This is a genomic window from Mycobacterium sp. BK086 (genome assembly GCA_004362315.1).
Lineage (GTDB): Bacteria > Actinomycetota > Actinomycetes > Mycobacteriales > Mycobacteriaceae > Mycobacterium.
Genome location: SNWL01000005.1, coordinates 230,467 through 247,495 on the forward strand (window position 1 = coordinate 230,467; position 17,029 = coordinate 247,495).

14 protein-coding genes are annotated in these 17,029 nt (G+C 69.6%); 13 read left to right on the forward strand and 1 reads right to left on the reverse strand.

Translation table 11 applies throughout. The annotated features are described in order from the left end of the window. Positions 1–3: 3 nt before the first annotated feature. Positions 4–603 carry a GNAT family N-acetyltransferase gene (locus EV580_RS17460; protein WP_166654796.1) on the reverse strand — a complete coding sequence of 200 codons (600 nt, stop codon included), beginning with the start codon at positions 601–603 and terminating at the stop codon, positions 4–6. A gap of 274 nt (positions 604–877) precedes the next feature. Between EV580_RS17460 and EV580_RS17465 the strand changes: the two genes are divergently transcribed. From EV580_RS17465 to EV580_RS17525, 13 genes are all read left to right on the forward strand, one after another. Continuing rightward, positions 878–1,285: an SCO2097 family morphological protein gene (locus EV580_RS17465; RefSeq protein WP_133692470.1), complete on the forward strand. Its 408-nt coding sequence runs from the start codon at positions 878–880 to the stop codon at positions 1,283–1,285. Between the two features lie 270 nt (positions 1,286–1,555). After that, on the forward strand, positions 1,556–1,987 hold the full coding sequence (gene mraZ, locus EV580_RS17470) for a division/cell wall cluster transcriptional repressor MraZ (protein ID WP_094484486.1): 432 nt from the start codon (positions 1,556–1,558) through the stop codon (positions 1,985–1,987). Continuing rightward, the gene (rsmH, locus tag EV580_RS17475; RefSeq protein ID WP_133692471.1) at positions 1,962–3,137 is read left to right on the forward strand and encodes a 16S rRNA (cytosine(1402)-N(4))-methyltransferase RsmH; all 1,176 of its coding nucleotides are present in this window, start codon (positions 1,962–1,964) and stop codon (positions 3,135–3,137) included. Before mraZ ends, rsmH begins: the two co-directional genes overlap by 26 nt. Further along, the gene (ftsL, locus tag EV580_RS17480; protein WP_133692472.1) at positions 3,137–4,252 is read left to right on the forward strand and encodes a cell division protein FtsL; all 1,116 of its coding nucleotides are present in this window, start codon (positions 3,137–3,139) and stop codon (positions 4,250–4,252) included. The genes rsmH and ftsL overlap by 1 nt, the downstream gene beginning before the upstream one ends. Before the next feature lie 62 nt (positions 4,253–4,314). Then, positions 4,315–6,198 carry a peptidoglycan D,D-transpeptidase FtsI family protein gene (locus EV580_RS17485; RefSeq protein WP_286171711.1) on the forward strand — a complete coding sequence of 628 codons (1,884 nt, stop codon included), beginning with the start codon at positions 4,315–4,317 and terminating at the stop codon, positions 6,196–6,198. A gap of 37 nt (positions 6,199–6,235) precedes the next feature. Beyond that, positions 6,236–7,771, forward strand: a complete 1,536-nt coding sequence (locus EV580_RS17490) for a UDP-N-acetylmuramoyl-L-alanyl-D-glutamate--2,6-diaminopimelate ligase (RefSeq protein ID WP_133692474.1) — start codon at positions 6,236–6,238, stop codon at positions 7,769–7,771. Beyond that, the gene (locus EV580_RS17495) at positions 7,768–9,255 is read left to right on the forward strand and encodes a UDP-N-acetylmuramoyl-tripeptide--D-alanyl-D-alanine ligase (protein WP_133692475.1); all 1,488 of its coding nucleotides are present in this window, start codon (positions 7,768–7,770) and stop codon (positions 9,253–9,255) included. Before EV580_RS17490 ends, EV580_RS17495 begins: the two co-directional genes overlap by 4 nt. Further along, positions 9,252–10,331 (forward strand): phospho-N-acetylmuramoyl-pentapeptide-transferase, encoded by a 1,080-nt coding sequence (gene mraY, locus EV580_RS17500; RefSeq protein WP_133692476.1) that lies wholly within the window; start codon positions 9,252–9,254, stop codon positions 10,329–10,331. Before EV580_RS17495 ends, mraY begins: the two co-directional genes overlap by 4 nt. 1 nt (position 10,332) lies before the next feature. After that, positions 10,333–11,796: a UDP-N-acetylmuramoyl-L-alanine--D-glutamate ligase gene (murD, locus tag EV580_RS17505; RefSeq protein WP_133692477.1), complete on the forward strand. Its 1,464-nt coding sequence runs from the start codon at positions 10,333–10,335 to the stop codon at positions 11,794–11,796. Between the two features lie 14 nt (positions 11,797–11,810). Further along, entirely contained in the window at positions 11,811–13,442 is a 1,632-nt protein-coding gene (gene ftsW / locus EV580_RS17510; protein WP_208114643.1) for a putative lipid II flippase FtsW, read from the forward strand. Further along, positions 13,439–14,539: an undecaprenyldiphospho-muramoylpentapeptide beta-N-acetylglucosaminyltransferase gene (gene murG, locus EV580_RS17515; RefSeq protein ID WP_286171622.1), complete on the forward strand. Its 1,101-nt coding sequence runs from the start codon at positions 13,439–13,441 to the stop codon at positions 14,537–14,539. The genes ftsW and murG overlap by 4 nt, the downstream gene beginning before the upstream one ends. A 32-nt stretch (positions 14,540–14,571) precedes the next feature. Beyond that, positions 14,572–16,008 (forward strand): UDP-N-acetylmuramate--L-alanine ligase, encoded by a 1,437-nt coding sequence (gene murC / locus EV580_RS17520; protein ID WP_221218331.1) that lies wholly within the window; start codon positions 14,572–14,574, stop codon positions 16,006–16,008. Continuing rightward, entirely contained in the window at positions 16,005–16,967 is a 963-nt protein-coding gene (locus EV580_RS17525; protein ID WP_133692480.1) for a cell division protein FtsQ/DivIB, read from the forward strand. Before murC ends, EV580_RS17525 begins: the two co-directional genes overlap by 4 nt. The last annotated feature ends 62 nt before the right edge of the window (positions 16,968–17,029 follow it).

Consider the following 17,029-nt stretch of genomic DNA (forward strand, 5'->3'; position numbering starts at 1 on the left):
GCGCTAAAGCGGGAGGCTGCGGCCCAGAATGGCGAACGCGCGCGGGTCGCCGGCGAAGTGGTAACCGCGGATCACGTCGGTGAAGCCCAACCGCCGGTACAGCCGCCATGCGCGGTTTGCCTCGCCGATGATCTCCGGGGTGGACAGCAGCACGTGGGCCTCGCTGCGGCCGGTCAGCAGCCGCCGGGCCAGGGCCTCGCCAAGGCCCCGGCCCTGGGCGCTCGGGTGGATGTGCAGCTCGGTGAGCTCGAAGTAGTTGCCCATCAGCCGGCCCACTTCCTCGGCCGGCACGCCGATCCGGTGCAGGCCCGCCACCACCTGCTGCTGCCACCACTGGTCCGGAGCTCCGCAGTAGCCGTACGCGATGCCGAGCAGGGGAGCGCCGTCGAGCGCCTCGGCGCTGGCCTGCTCGCCGACGGCGGTGTCGGTCTCGACCGCCGCAACGGCTTTCCAGCCCTGTCGCCGGGTGTGCTCGAGCCACATCGCGGCGCGCTGGCTCTCGGTGCCACGGGGGTAGCGCATGGCATCGACGTACACGGTCAGGGCGTCCTGGAGGCGCTGCGCCATGTCGTTGGCCGACAGATCGATGAGGAAAGTCGCCAACGCCTCGGTGCCCTTCGGAGTCTGCTGATCAGTCATGGGTGTACGGCCATTATCGGTGCAGTCCCGGCCGGGCCTGCACCGGTGAGGTGATGACGGGCCTCTTACGTGATGATGGCGGGAACAGAACAACCCCTGGACACAGCTACAATCGGGTGGACCAACTAGGTGGTACGGCGCACCTTCAGCTCGTATCATTTGGTTAGTTGCCCGGGGAATCGCTGGGCAGCCAAGTTTTATCGGAATCGTGACCGGCCGCGTCGGCAAGGAGGGACGAATGCCACTCTCCGATCATGAGCAGCGCATGCTCGATCAGATCGAGAGCGCTCTCTACGCCGAGGATCCCAAGTTCGCCTCGAGCGTACGAGGCGGAACTCTGCGGGCTCCCTCCACGCGTAGACGGCTTCAGGGTGCCGGCCTGTTCGTGATCGGTCTGGCGATGCTGGTCGCCGGTGTGGCGTTCAAAGCCACCATGATCGGCAGCTTCCCGATCCTCTCGGTCGTGGGCTTCGTGGTGATGTTCGGCGGCGTCGTGTTCGCGATCACCGGCCCGCGCGTCGCCGGTGGGCGGGACAAGTCCGGCCCGTCCCCATCGTCTGGCTCGCGTCAGCGCAAGGCCAAGGGTGGCGGCGGATCGTTCACCAGCCGCATGGAGGATCGCTTCCGGCGTCGTTTCGACGAGTGAGCAGCAGCTTCACGCATACGGGGTAGCCAGCCGGCTGCCCCGTTTTTTGTGCCTCCAACCCTCCCCACTCCGCCCCACCGGGCGCTGAGCTGGACTTTTGGTGCCCACCGGAGAGCGCTGGCGGGCCAAGAACTGCTTGCGGTGGCAGACAGTGGTGGATGTGGGCCGAAATCGATGCATTATGTGGAGCAAAGTGGGGGATTGTGGGGTATTGTGGCGGTTAACGGGGCGACGGCTCCGGGGCGGTAGGAGCAAGGAGATGTGCACAGCATGTTTCTCGGCACCTACACGCCCAAGCTCGACGACAAAGGGCGGCTGACACTGCCCGCCAAGTTCCGCGACGCACTGGCAGGAGGGTTGATGGTCACCAAGAGCCAAGATCACAGCCTGGCTGTCTACCCGCGTGCGGAGTTCGAACAGCTGGCCCGGCGGGCTACGCAGACCTCGCGCAGCAATCCTGAGGCGCGTGCGTTCCTGCGCAACCTGGCCGCCGGCACCGATGAGCAGCATCCCGACTCCCAGGGCCGGATCACGCTGTCCGCGGACCATCGGCGCTACGCCAACCTGTCCAAGGACTGCGTGGTGATCGGCGCCGTCGACTTCCTCGAGATCTGGGATGCCCAGGCCTGGCAGGAATACCAAGAAACCCACGAAGAGAACTTCTCCGCGGCCAGCGATGAAGCACTCAGCGACATCATCTGAGCTGGCCGCCCAGCCGGAGGTAGCCCGTGCATCGTGGCCTCTGCCCGAACCGACCCTGACGTACTTCCCCAACGCCAGGTTCGCGATCTCGGACAGGGACCTCGATTCAGGGGCGCGCCCACATTCATCCGGAGGTCCCGTCGTGGTTGACGAATCCGGCCCCGAATCCCGCCATGGGGGCCACGTCCCCGTCCTGCTGGACCGCTGTGTCGAGCTCTTGGCCCCCGCGCTGGCCCGCCCGGGAGCGATCCTCGTCGACGGCACACTGGGCGCGGGCGGGCACGCCGAACGCTTCCTGACCCAATTCCCCGAGCTGCGCCTGATCGGCCTCGACCGCGACCCCGGTGCGCTGGCCATCGCGGGCGCCCGGCTGGCGCCGTTCGCCGACCGGATCACCCTGGTCCACACCCGCTACGACGGCATCGCCGACGCGTTGGTCGAAGCCGGTTGCACGCCTTCGGATTCCATCGACGGCGTGCTGCTCGATCTCGGCGTTTCCTCGATGCAGCTCGACCAGGTCGAGCGCGGGTTCTCCTACGCCAAGGACGCGCCGCTGGACATGCGGATGGACACCGACGCCCCGCTGACCGCCGCCGAGATCCTCAACACCTACGACCGCAAAGAGCTGACCGACATCCTGCGCCGCTTCGGCGAGGAGAAGTTCGCCCACCGGATCGCGGGGCTGATCGTCGAGCGCCGCCAGCGGGCACCGCTGTCCACCACCGGCGAGCTCGTCGAGATCGTCTACGCCGGCATCCCGGCACCGGCCCGACGCACCGGCGGTCATCCCGCGAAGCGGACCTTTCAGGCATTGCGAATCGCGGTCAACGCCGAGCTGGACTCGCTGTCGGAGGCGCTGCCCGCGGCCCTGGACGCGCTGCGCGAGGGCGGGCGCATCGTGGTGATGTCGTACCAGTCGCTGGAGGACAGGATCGTCAAGACCACGTTCGCCGCGGCGACGGCCTCCCGGTCACCGGCGGGGCTGCCCGTCGAATTGCCCGGCTACGAGCCGGAATTCAGCGCGATCACCCGTGGCGCCGAGCGGGCCGACGCAGACGAGATCGAACGTAATCCGCGCAGTGCGCCGGTCCGGCTGCGGGCACTGCAACGCGTGATGCCGGGCAATCCTCGACGGGGAGGGAAGAACTGATGAAGGTCGGGCGTAAGCCAGCGGGTCCGGGGGACCGTCGCGAGGCCAAGAGCGAAGCCAAGCGGGGCAAGAAAGAGGACCCGAAGAAGGCCGCCAAGAAAGGCACGACCGCAACCGCGCGCCGTCGCGGCGCCGAGAGCGCGGCGCGGCCCGCGCGCACGTCGGCGCGCCGGCCCCACGAGCCCCGCGCGCTGCGCCAGGGCCCGCAGACCGCACCCGTCGCCCGGCCCGCCGAACGCCCGGCACGGGCCAAGAACGTCAGCCAGGCCAAGGCTCGGGCGAAGGCGCGTAAGGCCAAGGCCCCCAAGGTTGTCCGGCCGCCATTACGCGATCGACTGATCGCCCGGCTCGCCGGCATCGATCTGCGCCCGCAGACCTTGATGACGAAGGTCCCGTTCGTCGTCCTGGTGATCGGGTCGCTCGGGATCGGTCTGGCCGTCACGCTGTGGTTGTCCACCGATGCCGCGCAGCGGTCCTATCAACTGGGCGCCGCGCGCTCCACGAACGAGGCGCTCTCGCAACAGAAAGAAGCGCTGGAGCGCGATGTGCTCGAGGCCGAGTCCGCGCCCGCCCTGGCCGAGTCCGCACGCAATCTGGGCATGATCCCGTCGAAGGACACTGCCCACCTGGTGCAGGACCCGACGGGCAACTGGACGGTGGTCGGCAAGCCCAAGCCCGCCGAGGGCGCACCGCCGCCACCGCTGAACAACAAGCTGCCCGACGCGGTGCCGGCACCCCCGGCCGCGCCCGCCCCGCCCGCCGCGCCCGCACCGAAGCCGGGAAGTTCGCCCGAGGTTCCCGTGCGTGTCGTACCGACTCCGCTCGCCACGCTGCCGTTCAATGGTGCAGTGACTTTGCCGCCCGGAGCCGTGACGGTCCCGCCCGGAACTGTTCTACCGCCCGCTGCGGTGGCCGTACCTGGTGCAGTCCCGCTGCCCGGTGCGCCGATGCTGCCCGCTCTGGCACCCCAGCCCGGTGTGCTGGCCGTGCCCGCCGGAGTCCCGCAGCCCGCACCGCTGGCTGCCCCGGCCGACGCCGCCCCGCCGGCGGTGACCCCTGATGTCGCCCAAGCCGTGCCGGTCGCGCCCGTCGCGCCCGCCGGAGCGGGCCAGTGAGTCGTCGGGACAAGTCCGACAAGGTCACCGGACCGGCGAAGGCCACGCGCCAGCGCTCCCGGGTGGTCAAGACCCAGCCCGATCCGGGACCCGGCCGCTCGGCCAAGGCGCGCCGCACCCGCGAACTCGTCGAAAGCGGCAGCCGCACAGCATCATTCGTGTTCCGCCATCGGGCGGGCAACATGGTCATCTTTCTCGCGCTCGGTGTCGCGGCCGTCCAGCTGTTCAACCTCCAGGTGCCCCAGGCTGCCGGTCTGCGCGCCGAGGCCGCCGGACAGCTCAAGGTGACCGACGTCGAAAAGGCCGTCCGCGGCAGCATCGTCGACCGCAACTTCGACAAGCTCGCGTTCACCATCGAGGCGAGGGCGCTGACCTTCCAGCCGGTCAAGATCCGCAAGCAACTGGCCGAGGCCAAGGAGAAGTCGCCCGCCGCACCGGATCCCGACAAGCGGCTCACCCAGATCGCCACCGAGGTGGCGGGCAAGCTGGGTAACAAGCCCGATGCGGCCACCCTGCTCAAGAAGCTGCGCAGCAACGAGACCTTCGTCTACCTCGCCCGCGCCGTCGACCCGGCGATCGCCGATGCGATCACCAAGAAGTTCCCCGAAATCGGCGCCGAGCGCCAAGATCTGCGGCAGTACCCCGGTGGTGCGCTGGCGGCCAACCTCGTCGGTGGCATCGACTGGGACGGCCACGGCCTGCTCGGCCTCGAGGACTCGATGGATGGGAAGCTGTCGGGCACCGACGGGTCGATCACCTACGACCGCGGGTCCGACGGGGTGGTCATCCCCGGCAGCTACCGCAACAAGCACGACGCGGTGAACGGCTCCACCATTCAGCTCACCATCGACGACGACATCCAGTACTACGTGCAGCAGCAGGTCCAGCAGGCCAAGGACCTGTCTGGCGCCAAGGACGTGTCCGCAGTCGTGCTGGACGCGAAAAGCGGTGAAGTGCTGGCGATGTCGAACGACAACACCTTCGACCCCAGTCAGGACATCGGGCGCCAGCAGGACAAGCAGATGGGCAATCTGGCGGTCACCTCGCCCTATGAGCCCGGGTCGGTCAACAAGATCGTCACTGCCTCATCGGTGATCGAGTACGGGCTGTCGAACCCCGACGAGGTGCTTCAGGTACCCGGGTCGATCAACATGGGCGGCGTCACCGTCGGCGACGCATGGAACCACGGCGTGATGCCGTACACCACGACCGGCGTGTTCGGGAAGTCCTCCAACGTCGGCACTCTGATGCTCGCGCAGCGGATCGGGCCGGAGCGGTACTACGACATGCTCGGCAAGTTCGGGCTCGGCCAGCGCACCAACGTCGGGTTGCCCGGCGAGAGCGCCGGCCTGGTGCCGCCGATCGACCAGTGGTCGGGCAGCACGTTCTCGAACCTGCCCATCGGACAGGGTCTTTCGATGACGCTGTTGCAGATGACCGGGATGTACCAGACCATCGCCAATGACGGGGTCCGTATCCCGCCGCGAATCGTCAAGTCCACCATCGCTGCCGACGGCACTCGCACCGATGAGCCGCAACCGGCAGGCATCCGGGTCGTTTCGCCCGAGACCGCCCGCACCGTGCGGAACATGTTCCGCGCCATCGTGCAGCGCGACCCGATGGGGTACCAGCAGGGCACCGGCGCGCCGGCTGCTGTCGACGGCTACCAGATCGCCGGCAAGACCGGCACCGCGCAGCAGATCAACCCGGCCTGCGGCTGCTACTACAGCGACGTCTACTGGATCACCTTCGCCGGTATGGCGCCCGCCGACGATCCCCGCTACGTCATCGGCATCATGATGAACAATCCGCAGCGCAACCCGGACGGCACACCCGGTCACTCGGCGGCGCCGCTGTTCCACAACATCGCCGCCTGGCTGCTGCAGCGGCAGAACGTCCCGCTCTCGGCCGACCCCGGCGCGCCGCTGATCCTGCAGGCCACATAGCCGCGCGAGCCGAGTTGCTCGGTAGGGTGACAACCCGATGAACAATGCCCTGCGGCCCCGCACCACTCCGGCGCTGATCCTGCCGACGCTGGCCGCCCGGGTCGGCGCGGTACCCGCCGGCGGCGGTGTGGCTCCCGAGGTGGCGATCACCGGCGTCACTCTGCGCGGCCAGGAGGCACGGGCCGGCGATCTGTTCGCCGCGTTGCCCGGCTCGTCATCACACGGCGCCCAGTACACGGGCGTGGCCATCGAGAACGGCGCCGTCGCGGTGCTCACCGACGCCGAAGGCCTGACCGTCATCCAGCGCACGCTCGGCGCGCCCGCGGTACCGGTTCTCGTCCATCCCGCGCCCAGGACGGTGCTCGGGCAGCTGGCCGCGGCGGTGTACGGCCACCCGTCGGATCGGGTCGTGGTCATCGGTGTCACCGGAACGTCCGGCAAGACCACCACCACCCACCTGATCGAGGCGGGCCTGCAATCGGCCGAGCGGACGCCCGGCCTGATCGGCACCGTCGGCGTGCGGATCGCCGGGGCCGACGTGCCGAGTGCGCTGACCACCCCGGAGGCCCCGGCCCTGCAGGCGCTGCTGGCCGTGATGGCCGAGCGAGGGGTCGACACCGCCGTCATGGAGGTTTCCAGTCACGCGCTGGAACTCGGCCGCACCGACGGCATCCGCTTCGCCGCGGGTGGGTTCACCAACCTGTCGCGCGACCACCTCGATTTCCACCCGACGATGGACGCCTACTTCGAGGCCAAGGCCCGGTTGTTCGACCCGGCTTCGCCCGCGCATGCCGCCGTCTCGGTGATCTGTGTCGACGACGAGGCCGGCCGCAATATGGCCCGCCGCGCCGCCGACGCGGTCACGGTGTCCGCCGAAGGCCACCCCGCGAACTGGCGCGCCGAGGATGTGGTGGTGCTCGACGGCGGCGGGCAGGAGTTCACCGCGGTGGACCCCGTCGGTGTGCATCACCGGCTGCGGATCGGGCTGCCCGGTCGCTACAACGTGGCCAACGCGCTGCTCGCGCTGGCCCTGCTCGACGCCGTCGGGGTGTCACCCGAGCAAGCCGCGCCGGGCCTGCGCGATGCCACGGTCCCCGGCCGGCTCGAACGCGTCGAGCGCGGCCAGGACTTCCTGGCTGTCGTCGACTACGCGCACAAACCCGGTGCGCTGCAGGCGGTGCTGGAGACCCTCAAGCGGCCGCGGGGCAGGCTCGCCGTGGTGTTCGGTGCGGGCGGTGACCGCGATCCTGGCAAGCGAGAACCCATGGGCCGCATCGCCTCCGAGCTGGCCGACCTGGTGGTCGTCACCGACGACAACCCCCGCGACGAGGAGCCGCAGAGCATTCGCGCGGCGATCCTTGCCGGCACCGGGCAGGGAAGCGCTGAAGTCGTCGAGATCGGCGACCGGCGCGCGGCGATCCGGCATGCCGTGGCCTGGGCCCGCGAAGGGGATGTCGTGGTCATCGCGGGTAAGGGGCATGAGAAGGGGCAGACCGCGAACGGGCAGACCCGGCCGTTCGACGACCGTGACGAGCTCGCGGCCGCCCTCGACGAACGGGGTGCCGCCCGATGATCGCGCTGACCGTCGCCCAGATCGCCGAGATCGTCGGCGGCGAACTCGCCGATATCAGCGCCGAGGAGGCCGCCCGCCGAACCGTCACCGGGACCGTCGAGTTCGACTCGCGGAAGGTCGGCCCCGGCGGGCTGTTCCTGGCGCTGCCGGGCGCGCGCTCCGACGGTCACGACTTCGCCAAAGGCGCCGTCGAGGCCGGGGCCGCGGCGGTGCTCGCGGCGCGGCCGGTCGGGGTGCCCGCGATCGTCGTCCCGCCCACCAGCAGTTCAGTGGCCATTGACGCCCAGGCCGGGGTGCTCGAACACGACGTCGACGGCTCGGGCGCGGCCGTGCTGGCCGCCCTGGCCAAGCTGGCCGCGGCCGTCGCCACCGAACTGGTCGCGGGTGGGCTGACGATCGTCGGGGTCACCGGCTCGTCGGGCAAGACGTCGACGAAGGATCTGATCGCCGCGGTGCTGCGCCCGCTCGGGGAGGTGGTGGCTCCGCCGGGATCGTTCAACAACGAGCTCGGCCATCCGTGGACGGTGCTGCGGGCGACGGAGGACACCGACTATCTGGTCCTGGAGATGTCGGCGCGCCATCCCGGCAACATCGCCGCGCTGGCGGCGATTGCTCCGCCGTCGATCGCGGTGGTGCTCAACGTCGGCACGGCCCATCTGGGTGAGTTCGGCTCGCGTGAGGTCATCGCGGCCACGAAAGGTGAACTGGTAGAAGCGGTTCCGTCCTCCGGAGTGGCGATCCTCAACGCCGACGATCCGATGGTGGCGGAGATGGCAGCCAGGACGGCCGCGCGGGTGGTGCGGGTCGGGCAGTCCGCCGCGGCCGATGTCCGGGCTGTGGATGTCGAACTCGACGTCCTGGCCCGGCCGCATTTCACGCTGATATCGCCGGTCGGCTCGGCCATGGTGCAACTGGTCGTGCACGGCGAACATCAGGTCGGCAACGCGCTGAGTGCGGCCGCGGTGGCACTCGAATGTGGAGCGACACCCGCTCAGGTGGCCACGGCGCTGTCCACCGCGGGCCCCGCGTCGCGGCACCGCATGGAGGTGCACACCCGAGCCGACGGCGTGACCGTCGTCAACGACGCGTACAACGCCAACCCGGATTCGATGAAGGCCGGTCTGCAGGCACTGGCCGTGATGGCACGCTCGGGTGGACGGCGTCGTAGTTGGGCAGTGCTGGGTGAGATGGCGGAGCTGGGCGATGAGTCGATAACCGAGCACGATCGCGTCGGCCGACTCGCCGTGCGCTTAGATATCAGTCGACTCGTCGTCGTCGGAACCGGGAGGCCCATGAACGCCATGCATCACGGGGCGGTCATGGAGGGATCCTGGGGTTCGGAATCCACCATGGTCGACGACGCCGACGCTGCCCTGGAATTACTGCGCGCCGAAGTGCAGCCCGGTGATGTCGTTCTGGTCAAGGCATCGAACTCCGCGGGTCTGGGGGCGCTGGCCGAGGCGCTGTTGGAGCCCACCTCATGAGACTGATCCTGATCGCCGTCGGCATCGCGCTGACGGTGTCGATCCTGCTGACCCCGGCGCTCATCAGGCTGTTCACCCGCCAGGGCCTCGGCCACGAGATCCGCGAGGACGGCCCGCCCAGCCACAAGGCCAAGCGCGGAACGCCGTCGATGGGCGGGGTGGCGATCCTGGCCGGCATCTGGGCCGGCTACTTCGGCACGCACCTGGTCGGTCTCGCGCTCGACGGCGACGGCCCGTCGGCCTCCGGGCTGCTGGTGCTCGGGCTGGCCACCGCGCTGGGCGGGGTCGGCTTCGTCGACGACCTGATCAAGATCCGGCGCTCGCGCAATCTCGGCCTGAACAAGACCGCCAAGACGGTCGGACAGCTCACTGCCGCGGTGCTGTTCGGCATCCTGGTGCTGCAGTTCCGCAACGCCGACGGGCTGACTCCGGGCAGCCCGGAACTGTCCTATGTGCGCGAGATCGCCACGGTCACCTTGAGTTCGGCGGTGTTCGTGCTGTTCTGCGTGGTGATCGTCAGCGCCTGGTCCAACGCGGTGAACCTGACCGACGGCCTGGACGGGCTGGCCGGCGGCAGCATGGCGATGGTCAGCGCCGCCTACGTGCTGATCACCTTCTGGCAGTACCGCAACGCCTGCGCCACCGCGCCGGGGCTGGGCTGCTACAACGTCCGCGACCCGCTGGATCTGGCGGTGCTGGCCGCAGCGACCGCGGGGGCATGCATCGGCTTCCTGTGGTGGAATGCCGCGCCCGCCAAGATCTTCATGGGTGACACCGGGTCGCTGGCGCTGGGCGGCATGATCGCCGGGCTGTCGGTCACCAGCCGCACCGAGGTGCTGGCGGTGGTGCTCGGCGCGTTGTTCGTCGCCGAGGTGACCTCGGTGGTGGTGCAGATTCTGGCCTTCCGAACCACCGGGCGCCGGGTGTTCCGAATGGCGCCGTTCCACCACCATTTTGAGCTGGTCGGCTGGGCCGAGACGACGGTGATCATCCGGTTCTGGTTGCTCACCGCGATCGCCTGCGGGCTCGGGGTGGCGTTGTTCTACGGCGAGTGGCTGTCGGCCATCGGGGCCTGACGTGCTGCCCGGTCTGGCTGAGCTGAGTCCGGGGGCGCAGGTCCTGGTGACCGGCGCCGGGATCACCGGACGCGCGGTCGTGGGCGCCCTGGCGTCCTGGGATGTCGGCATCCGGGTGTGCGACGACAATGTCGACTCGCTGAAAGCATTGGCGGCCAACGGTATTGACACCATCACGCCCGCGGAGGCGGTCGCCGGGATCGGTGACTTCACGCTGGTGGTCACCAGCCCGGGTTTCCCGCCGAGTGCGCCGGTCCTGGCGGCGGCGGTCGCAGCCGCGATCCCGATCTGGGGTGACGTCGAGCTGGCCTGGCGACTGGACGCGGCCGGGCACTACGGGCCGCCGCGACGCTGGTTGGTGGTCACCGGGACCAACGGCAAAACCACCACCACCTCGATGCTGCACGCCATGCTGGTCGCCGACGGGCGCCGCGCGGTGCTGTGCGGCAACATCGGTGACCCGGTGCTCGACGTGCTGAGCGAACCGGCCGATTTCCTGGCGGTGGAATTGTCCAGCTTCCAGCTGTTCTGGGCGCCGTCCCTGCGCCCGGCGGCGGGCGCGGTGCTCAACGTCGCCGAGGACCACCTCGACTGGCACGGCTCGATGGCTGCCTACGCCGAGGCCAAAGCCCGCGCGCTCGACGGAGCGGTCGCGGTGGTCGGGCTCGACGACCCCGTTGCGGCCTCCCTGACTTCGACTGCAGCAGCGCCCGTCAAGACCGGCTTCCGGCTCGGCGAGCCTGGGCCAGGGGAGTTCGGCGTGCACCACGGCATGCTCGTCGACCGGGCGTTTGCCGACGACCTCGCGCTGGCCCCGGTCGCCTCGATCCCCGTCGCAGGCCCGGTCGGTGTGCTGGACGCACTCGGTGCGGCCGCGCTGGCCCGGGCCGTTGGCGTCGCGCCCGCCTCGATCGCCGACGCGCTGGCCCATTTCCAGGTGGGCCGGCACCGCGCCGAACGGGTGGCCGTCGTCGACGGCGTTACCTACGTCGACGACTCCAAGGCCACCAACCCGCATGCTGCCCAGGCCTCGGCGCTGGCCTACCCGCGGGTGGTGTGGGTGGCCGGCGGCCTGCTCAAGGGCGCTTCGGTCGACGAGATGGTCACCGCGGTCGCGGATCGGCTGGTCGGAGCCGTGCTGATCGGCCGCGACCGTGCCGTGGTTGCCGACGCGTTATCGCGACACGCGCCCGATGTCCCCGTCATCGAGGTTGTGACGCGGGAGGATGCTGTGGTGCATGAGACCAATGAGTCAGCTGTTACTCATGAGACTCGCGTGGTCGACGCCTCCGGGCCCGGCCTGGGTGCCCAGGTGATGACCGAGGTCGTCGCCGCGGCGGCAAGCCTCGCCCGTACCGGTGACACCGTGCTGCTGGCTCCTGCCGGCGCCTCGTTCGACCAGTTCGCCGGCTACGCCGACCGTGGCGACACGTTCGCCGCCGCCGTGCGCGCCGCGGCCCGGTAGCCGCCGTGGCCAAGATGCTGTCCCGGCTGCGCCGTCGCGGCTCGGCGGACGCTCCCGATACCGCCGCCGAGGGGGACACCGCCGACGCTCCCGAAGGGGCCGATACCGAATCCGCCACCGAGCCCGTCGCCACCGCTGAGGCGCCCGCCGAGTCCCGGTTCCGGGTTCCGCGCAGGTTCGGCACCTGGCTCGGCAGGCCGATGACGTCGTTTCACCTGATCATCTCGGTGTCCGCGCTGCTCGTCACACTCGGCTTGATCATGGTGTTGTCGGCCTCGGGTGTGCACTCCTACGACGAGGACGGCTCGCCCTGGGCGATCTTCGGTCGCCAGGTGCTGTGGACCTGCGTCGGCCTGATCGGATTCTGGATCGCGCTGCGGGTGCCCGTGAGCTTCCTGCGCAACACCGCGTTCTCCGCATTCGCGGTCACCATCGTGATGCTGGTGCTGGTGCTGATCCCCGGTATCGGCCACGAATCCAACGGCTCGCGCGGCTGGTTCGTCTTCGCGGGTCTGTCGATGCAGCCGTCGGAGCTGACCAAGATCGCGTTCGCCATCTGGGGCTCGCACCTGCTGGCGACCCGGCGGATGGAGCGGGCGTCGCTGCGCGAAATGCTGATCCCGCTGATCCCCGCCGCCGTGGTGGCGCTGGTGCTGATCGTCGCCCAGCCCGACCTCGGGCAGACCGTGTCGCTGGGCATCATCCTGCTGGCCATGCTCTGGTACGCCGGCCTGCCGCTCAAAGTGTTCGTCAGCTCCCTGCTGGCGGCCGTCGGCGCGGCCGCGGTGCTGGCGGTCTCGGAGGGTTACCGCTCCGACCGGGTGCGATCCTGGCTCGACCCCGGCGCCGACGCCCAGGGTTCGGGCTATCAGGCGCGCCAGGCGAAATTCGCGCTGGCCAACGGCGGCGTCTTCGGCGACGGCCTGGGCCAGGGCACCGCGAAGTGGAACTACCTGCCCAACGCCCACAACGACTTCATCTTCGCCATCATCGGCGAGGAGCTCGGCTACGTCGGAGCCTTCGGGCTGCTGGCGCTGTTCGGGCTGTTCGCCTACACCGGCATGCGGATCGCCAAACGCTCGGCCGACCCGTTCCTGCGCCTGCTGACCGCGACAGCCACGATGTGGGTCATCGGTCAGGTCTTCATCAACGTCGGCTACGTCATCGGCCTGTTGCCGGTCACCGGGATTCAGCTCCCGCTCATCTCGGCGGGCGGAACATCAACGGCGACAACGCTGTTCATGATCGGACTGATGGCAAACGCCGCCCGCCACGAACCCGACGCGGTGGCCGCGCTGCGCGCGGGCCGTGAGGACCGGATGAACCGGATCCTGCGGCTGCCGTTCCCCGAGCCCTACGTGCCGCCGCGCCTGGAGACCGCACGCGACCGGCTGCGCGCCAAGCCGGCCGACAAGGCCGCCAAACCGGCCAAACCGGCCGCCGGGAAACCCGCCAAGAAACCGGCTCGCAAAGCCCAACCCGCCCGCGAACGTGCCGCTCTACCTGCTAAAACCCGGACGGCCCAGCGACCCACCCGACGCTCAGGGCATCATGGTGACGCTCCGCGCAACAGCGCGCAGCATCCGAATGAGGGAAGCAGCCGCGCACGGCGGTCCCGCACATTGGAAGGTCAGCGTTACGGGTGAGTGTCTCGGTGTCGGTTGTGCTTGCTGGTGGAGGCACCGCCGGGCATGTCGAACCGGCCATGGCGGTTGCCGACGCGTTGCGGACGCTGGACGCGGATATCCGGATCACCGCGCTGGGTACGGCGCGTGGCTTGGAGACCCGGCTGGTGCCTGACCGCGGTTACGACCTGGAACTCATCACACCCGTACCGCTGCCGCGCAAACTGAACGGCGATCTCATGCGCCTCCCGATCCGGGTGCGCCGGGCGGTGCGGGAAACCCGTGCCGTGCTCGACCTCGTCGAGGCCGACGTGGTGATCGGATTCGGCGGCTATGTCGCGGTCCCGGCCTACCTGGCGGCACGGCGTCGTGTCCCCGTCGTCGTGCACGAGGCCAACGCACGGGCCGGTATCGCCAACAAACTCGGCGCCCGCAATGCCCGCAAAGTGCTGGCGGCCGTACCTGATTCGGGACTGCGGCACGCCGAAGTCGTCGGTATGCCGGTGCGGGCGTCGATCACATCGCTGGATCGCGCCGCGCTGCGCGCGCAGGCCCGGGAGCACTTCGGCTTCGCCGACGACGCCACGGTGCTGCTGGTGTTCGGCGGCTCCCAGGGCGCTGCCTCGATCAACCGCGCGGTATCGGCCGCGGCCGAAGACCTTGCCGCCGCGGGTGTTTCGGTGCTGCACGCGCACGGCCCCAAGAACACCCTGGATCTGCGGACTCCGAAACCGGGTGAACCGCCATATGTGGCGCTGCCCTACCTGGACCGGATGGACCTGGCGTATGCCGCCGCCGACCTGGCGATCTGCCGGTCCGGGGCGATGACGGTGGCCGAGGTGTCCGCGGTCGGACTGCCCGCGGTCTACGTGCCGCTGCCGATCGGCAACGGGGAGCAACGGCTCAACGCGCTGCCGGTGGTCAATCCCGGCGGTGGCCTTCTGGTCGAAGATGCCGCGCTGACACCGGATTTCGTTGCCCGCGAAGTCACCGGTCTGCTCACCGACGGGCCACGGCTGCAGGCGATGACGGCGGCCGCCGCCCTGGTCGGCCACCGCGACGCGGCACAGCGGGTCGCCGAGGTCGCGCTGGACATCGCGCGAAAGGGCAAGCGGTGAACGCGCTTCCGCCCGAACTGCAGCGGGTGCACATGGTCGGGATCGGCGGCGCCGGGATGTCCGGTATCGCCAGGATCCTGCTCGACCGCGGCGGCATGGTGTCGGGATCCGACGCCAAGGAGTCACGCGGGGTGGTGGCGCTGCGCGCGCGAGGCGCCGCGATCAGCATCGGCCACGACGCGGCCAACCTGGACCTGCTGCCCGGTGGGGCGACCGCGGTGATCACCACCCACGCCGCGATCCCGAAGACCAATCCCGAATTGGTCGAGGCCCGCAGGCGCGCAATCCCGGTGATCCTGCGCCCGGTGGTGCTGGCCAAGTTGATGGCCGGGTACCGCACATTGATGGTGACCGGCACAGCCGGCAAGACGACGACGACGTCGATGATCATCGTCGCGTTGCAGCACGCCGGGCTGGACCCGTCCTTCGCCGTTGGTGGTGACCTGGGGGAGGCAGGCACCAACGCGCACAACGGAAGTGGTGACTGCTTCGTCGCCGAGGCCGATGAGAGTGACGGCTCGCTGCTGGAGTACACCCCCGACGTGGCGGTGGTGACCAATATCGAGGCCGACCACCTGGATTTCTTCGGTACTGCCGAGGCCTACAGTGCCGTGTTCGACGCATTCGTGGAGCGGTTGGCCCCCGGGGGTGCGCTGATCGCGTGTGCCGACGACCCAGGTGCCGCTGCGCTTGCCGACCGATCCGAGGAACTCGGCATTCGGGTGCTCCGCTATGGCAGTGCGCAGGATGGTCAACCGTTGCCTGGCGTTGCGGCGACACTCACCGGCTGGGAACAGCATGGCACCAATGCGGTGGCGCACTTTGCGCTTGCGGGCGAACCACATCCACGGGTGCTGCGGCTGGCGGTGCCGGGACGGCATATGGCGCTCAATGCCCTTGCCGCACTGCTGGCCGCGGTTGAGGGCGGTGCCCCGATCGACGAGGTACTCGACGGGCTGGCCAGTTTCGAGGGTGTGCGGCGGCGCTTCGAGCTGGTGGGCACGATCGCCGGGGTGCGGGTTTTCGACGACTATGCCCATCACCCCACGAAAGTTCGTGCCGCGCTGTCGGCGTTGCGCACGTTGGCCCGAGAGGGCGAGAAGACCCATGCTGGAGCGGGGCGGGCCATTGTTGTGTTTCAGCCCCACTTGTATTCGCGGACAAAGATTTTCGCCAAGGAGTTCGGGGAGGCTCTGAGCGACGCGGACGAGGTGTTCGTGTTGGACGTCTACGCCGCGCGCGAGCAGCCGATGCCCGGGGTCAGTGGAGCGTCGGTGGCCGAGCATGTCAGCGTGCCGGTGCACTACGTGCCCGACTTCTCGGCGGTGGCCGCGAAGGTTGCCGCGGTCGCGCGGCCGGGCGATGTCGTCGTCACCATGGGCGCCGGTGACGTGACGATGCTGGGCCAGGAGATCCTGACGGCGTTGCACACCAGGGCAAACCGGTCGATGCCGGGGGATACCCGGTGAACGAGGAAGGGCGGGACGAAGGCGAAGCCGAGGACGCCCCCATCCTGCCCAAACCGACAGATGGCAGCGAAAACACGAGTGACGACGTGCACAACGTCGATCTCGACGAAGAACCGGACAGCGCACCCGACGAGAAGCCTGACCTCGAGGGCCCGCGCATGCGGGAACGCCGCGAGCGCGCCGAGCGTCGCGCCGCGCAGGCCCGCGCGACGGCGATCGAAGATGCCCGCCGCGAAGCGAAGCGCAAGGTTCGCGGGCAAACGGTGGAGGCCCCGAAGCCGCTGGGCCGCAGCGCTGTTCGCGGCCTGAAGCTGCTGACCTGGCTGATCGTGCTGACGATCGTCAGCGTCGGGCTCGGCCTGATCCTGTATTTCACCCCGGTCATGTCGGCCCGCTCGCTGGTGATCACCGGCATCGGTGCGGTCACTCGCGAGGAGGTCGTCGACGCGGCGAAGGTCGCGATCGGCACCCCGCTCCTGCAGATCAATACCGACCAGGTCGCCGACCGGGTGGCCGGCATCCGGCGAGTGGCCAGCGCACGAGTACAGCGGGAGTACCCGTCGACGCTGCGGATCACGATCGTCGAGCGGATCCCGATCGTGGTGAAGGACTATCCCGACGGACCGCACCTGTTCGACAAGGACGGCGTGGATTTCGCGACCGCGCCGCCCCCGCCCGGGCTGCCCTATATCGACGTCGACCACCCCGGGCCGACCGATCAGCCGACCCGGGCCGCGCTCGAGGTGATGACGGCGTTGCGCCCGGAGGTGGTGGCTCAGGTGAGCCGGGTGGCCGCGCCGTCGGTGGCGTCGGTGACGCTGACGCTGACCGACGGCCGGACCGTGGTGTGGGGGACCACCGATCGCACCGAGGAGAAGGCCGAGAAACTGGCCGCGCTCCTGACGCAGCCCGGCAAGGTCTACGACGTCTCGAGCCCGGACCTGCCCACGGTCAAGTGAGAAATTGCCGGCGACACCCCGGCGCGCCTCCCCAATCCAGCCCCGACCAGCCATACCGTTCT

Bases quoted from the DNA above. Each gene is read 5' to 3' on its own strand.
- EV580_RS17465 (WP_133692470.1), top strand. From the start codon at position 878: ATGCCACTCTCCGATCATGAGCAGCGCATGCTCGATCAGATCGAGAGC.
- mraZ (WP_094484486.1), top strand. From the start codon at position 1,556: ATGTTTCTCGGCACCTACACGCCCAAGCTCGACGACAAAGGGCGGCTG.
- rsmH (WP_133692471.1), top strand. From the start codon at position 1,962: ATGAAGCACTCAGCGACATCATCTGAGCTGGCCGCCCAGCCGGAGGTA.
- ftsL (WP_133692472.1), top strand. From the start codon at position 3,137: ATGAAGGTCGGGCGTAAGCCAGCGGGTCCGGGGGACCGTCGCGAGGCC.
- EV580_RS17490 (WP_133692474.1), top strand. From the start codon at position 6,236: ATGAACAATGCCCTGCGGCCCCGCACCACTCCGGCGCTGATCCTGCCG.
- EV580_RS17495 (WP_133692475.1), top strand. From the start codon at position 7,768: ATGATCGCGCTGACCGTCGCCCAGATCGCCGAGATCGTCGGCGGCGAA.
- mraY (WP_133692476.1), top strand. From the start codon at position 9,252: ATGAGACTGATCCTGATCGCCGTCGGCATCGCGCTGACGGTGTCGATC.
- ftsW (WP_208114643.1), top strand. From the start codon at position 11,811: ATGCTGTCCCGGCTGCGCCGTCGCGGCTCGGCGGACGCTCCCGATACC.
- murC (WP_221218331.1), top strand. From the start codon at position 14,572: ATGGTCGGGATCGGCGGCGCCGGGATGTCCGGTATCGCCAGGATCCTG.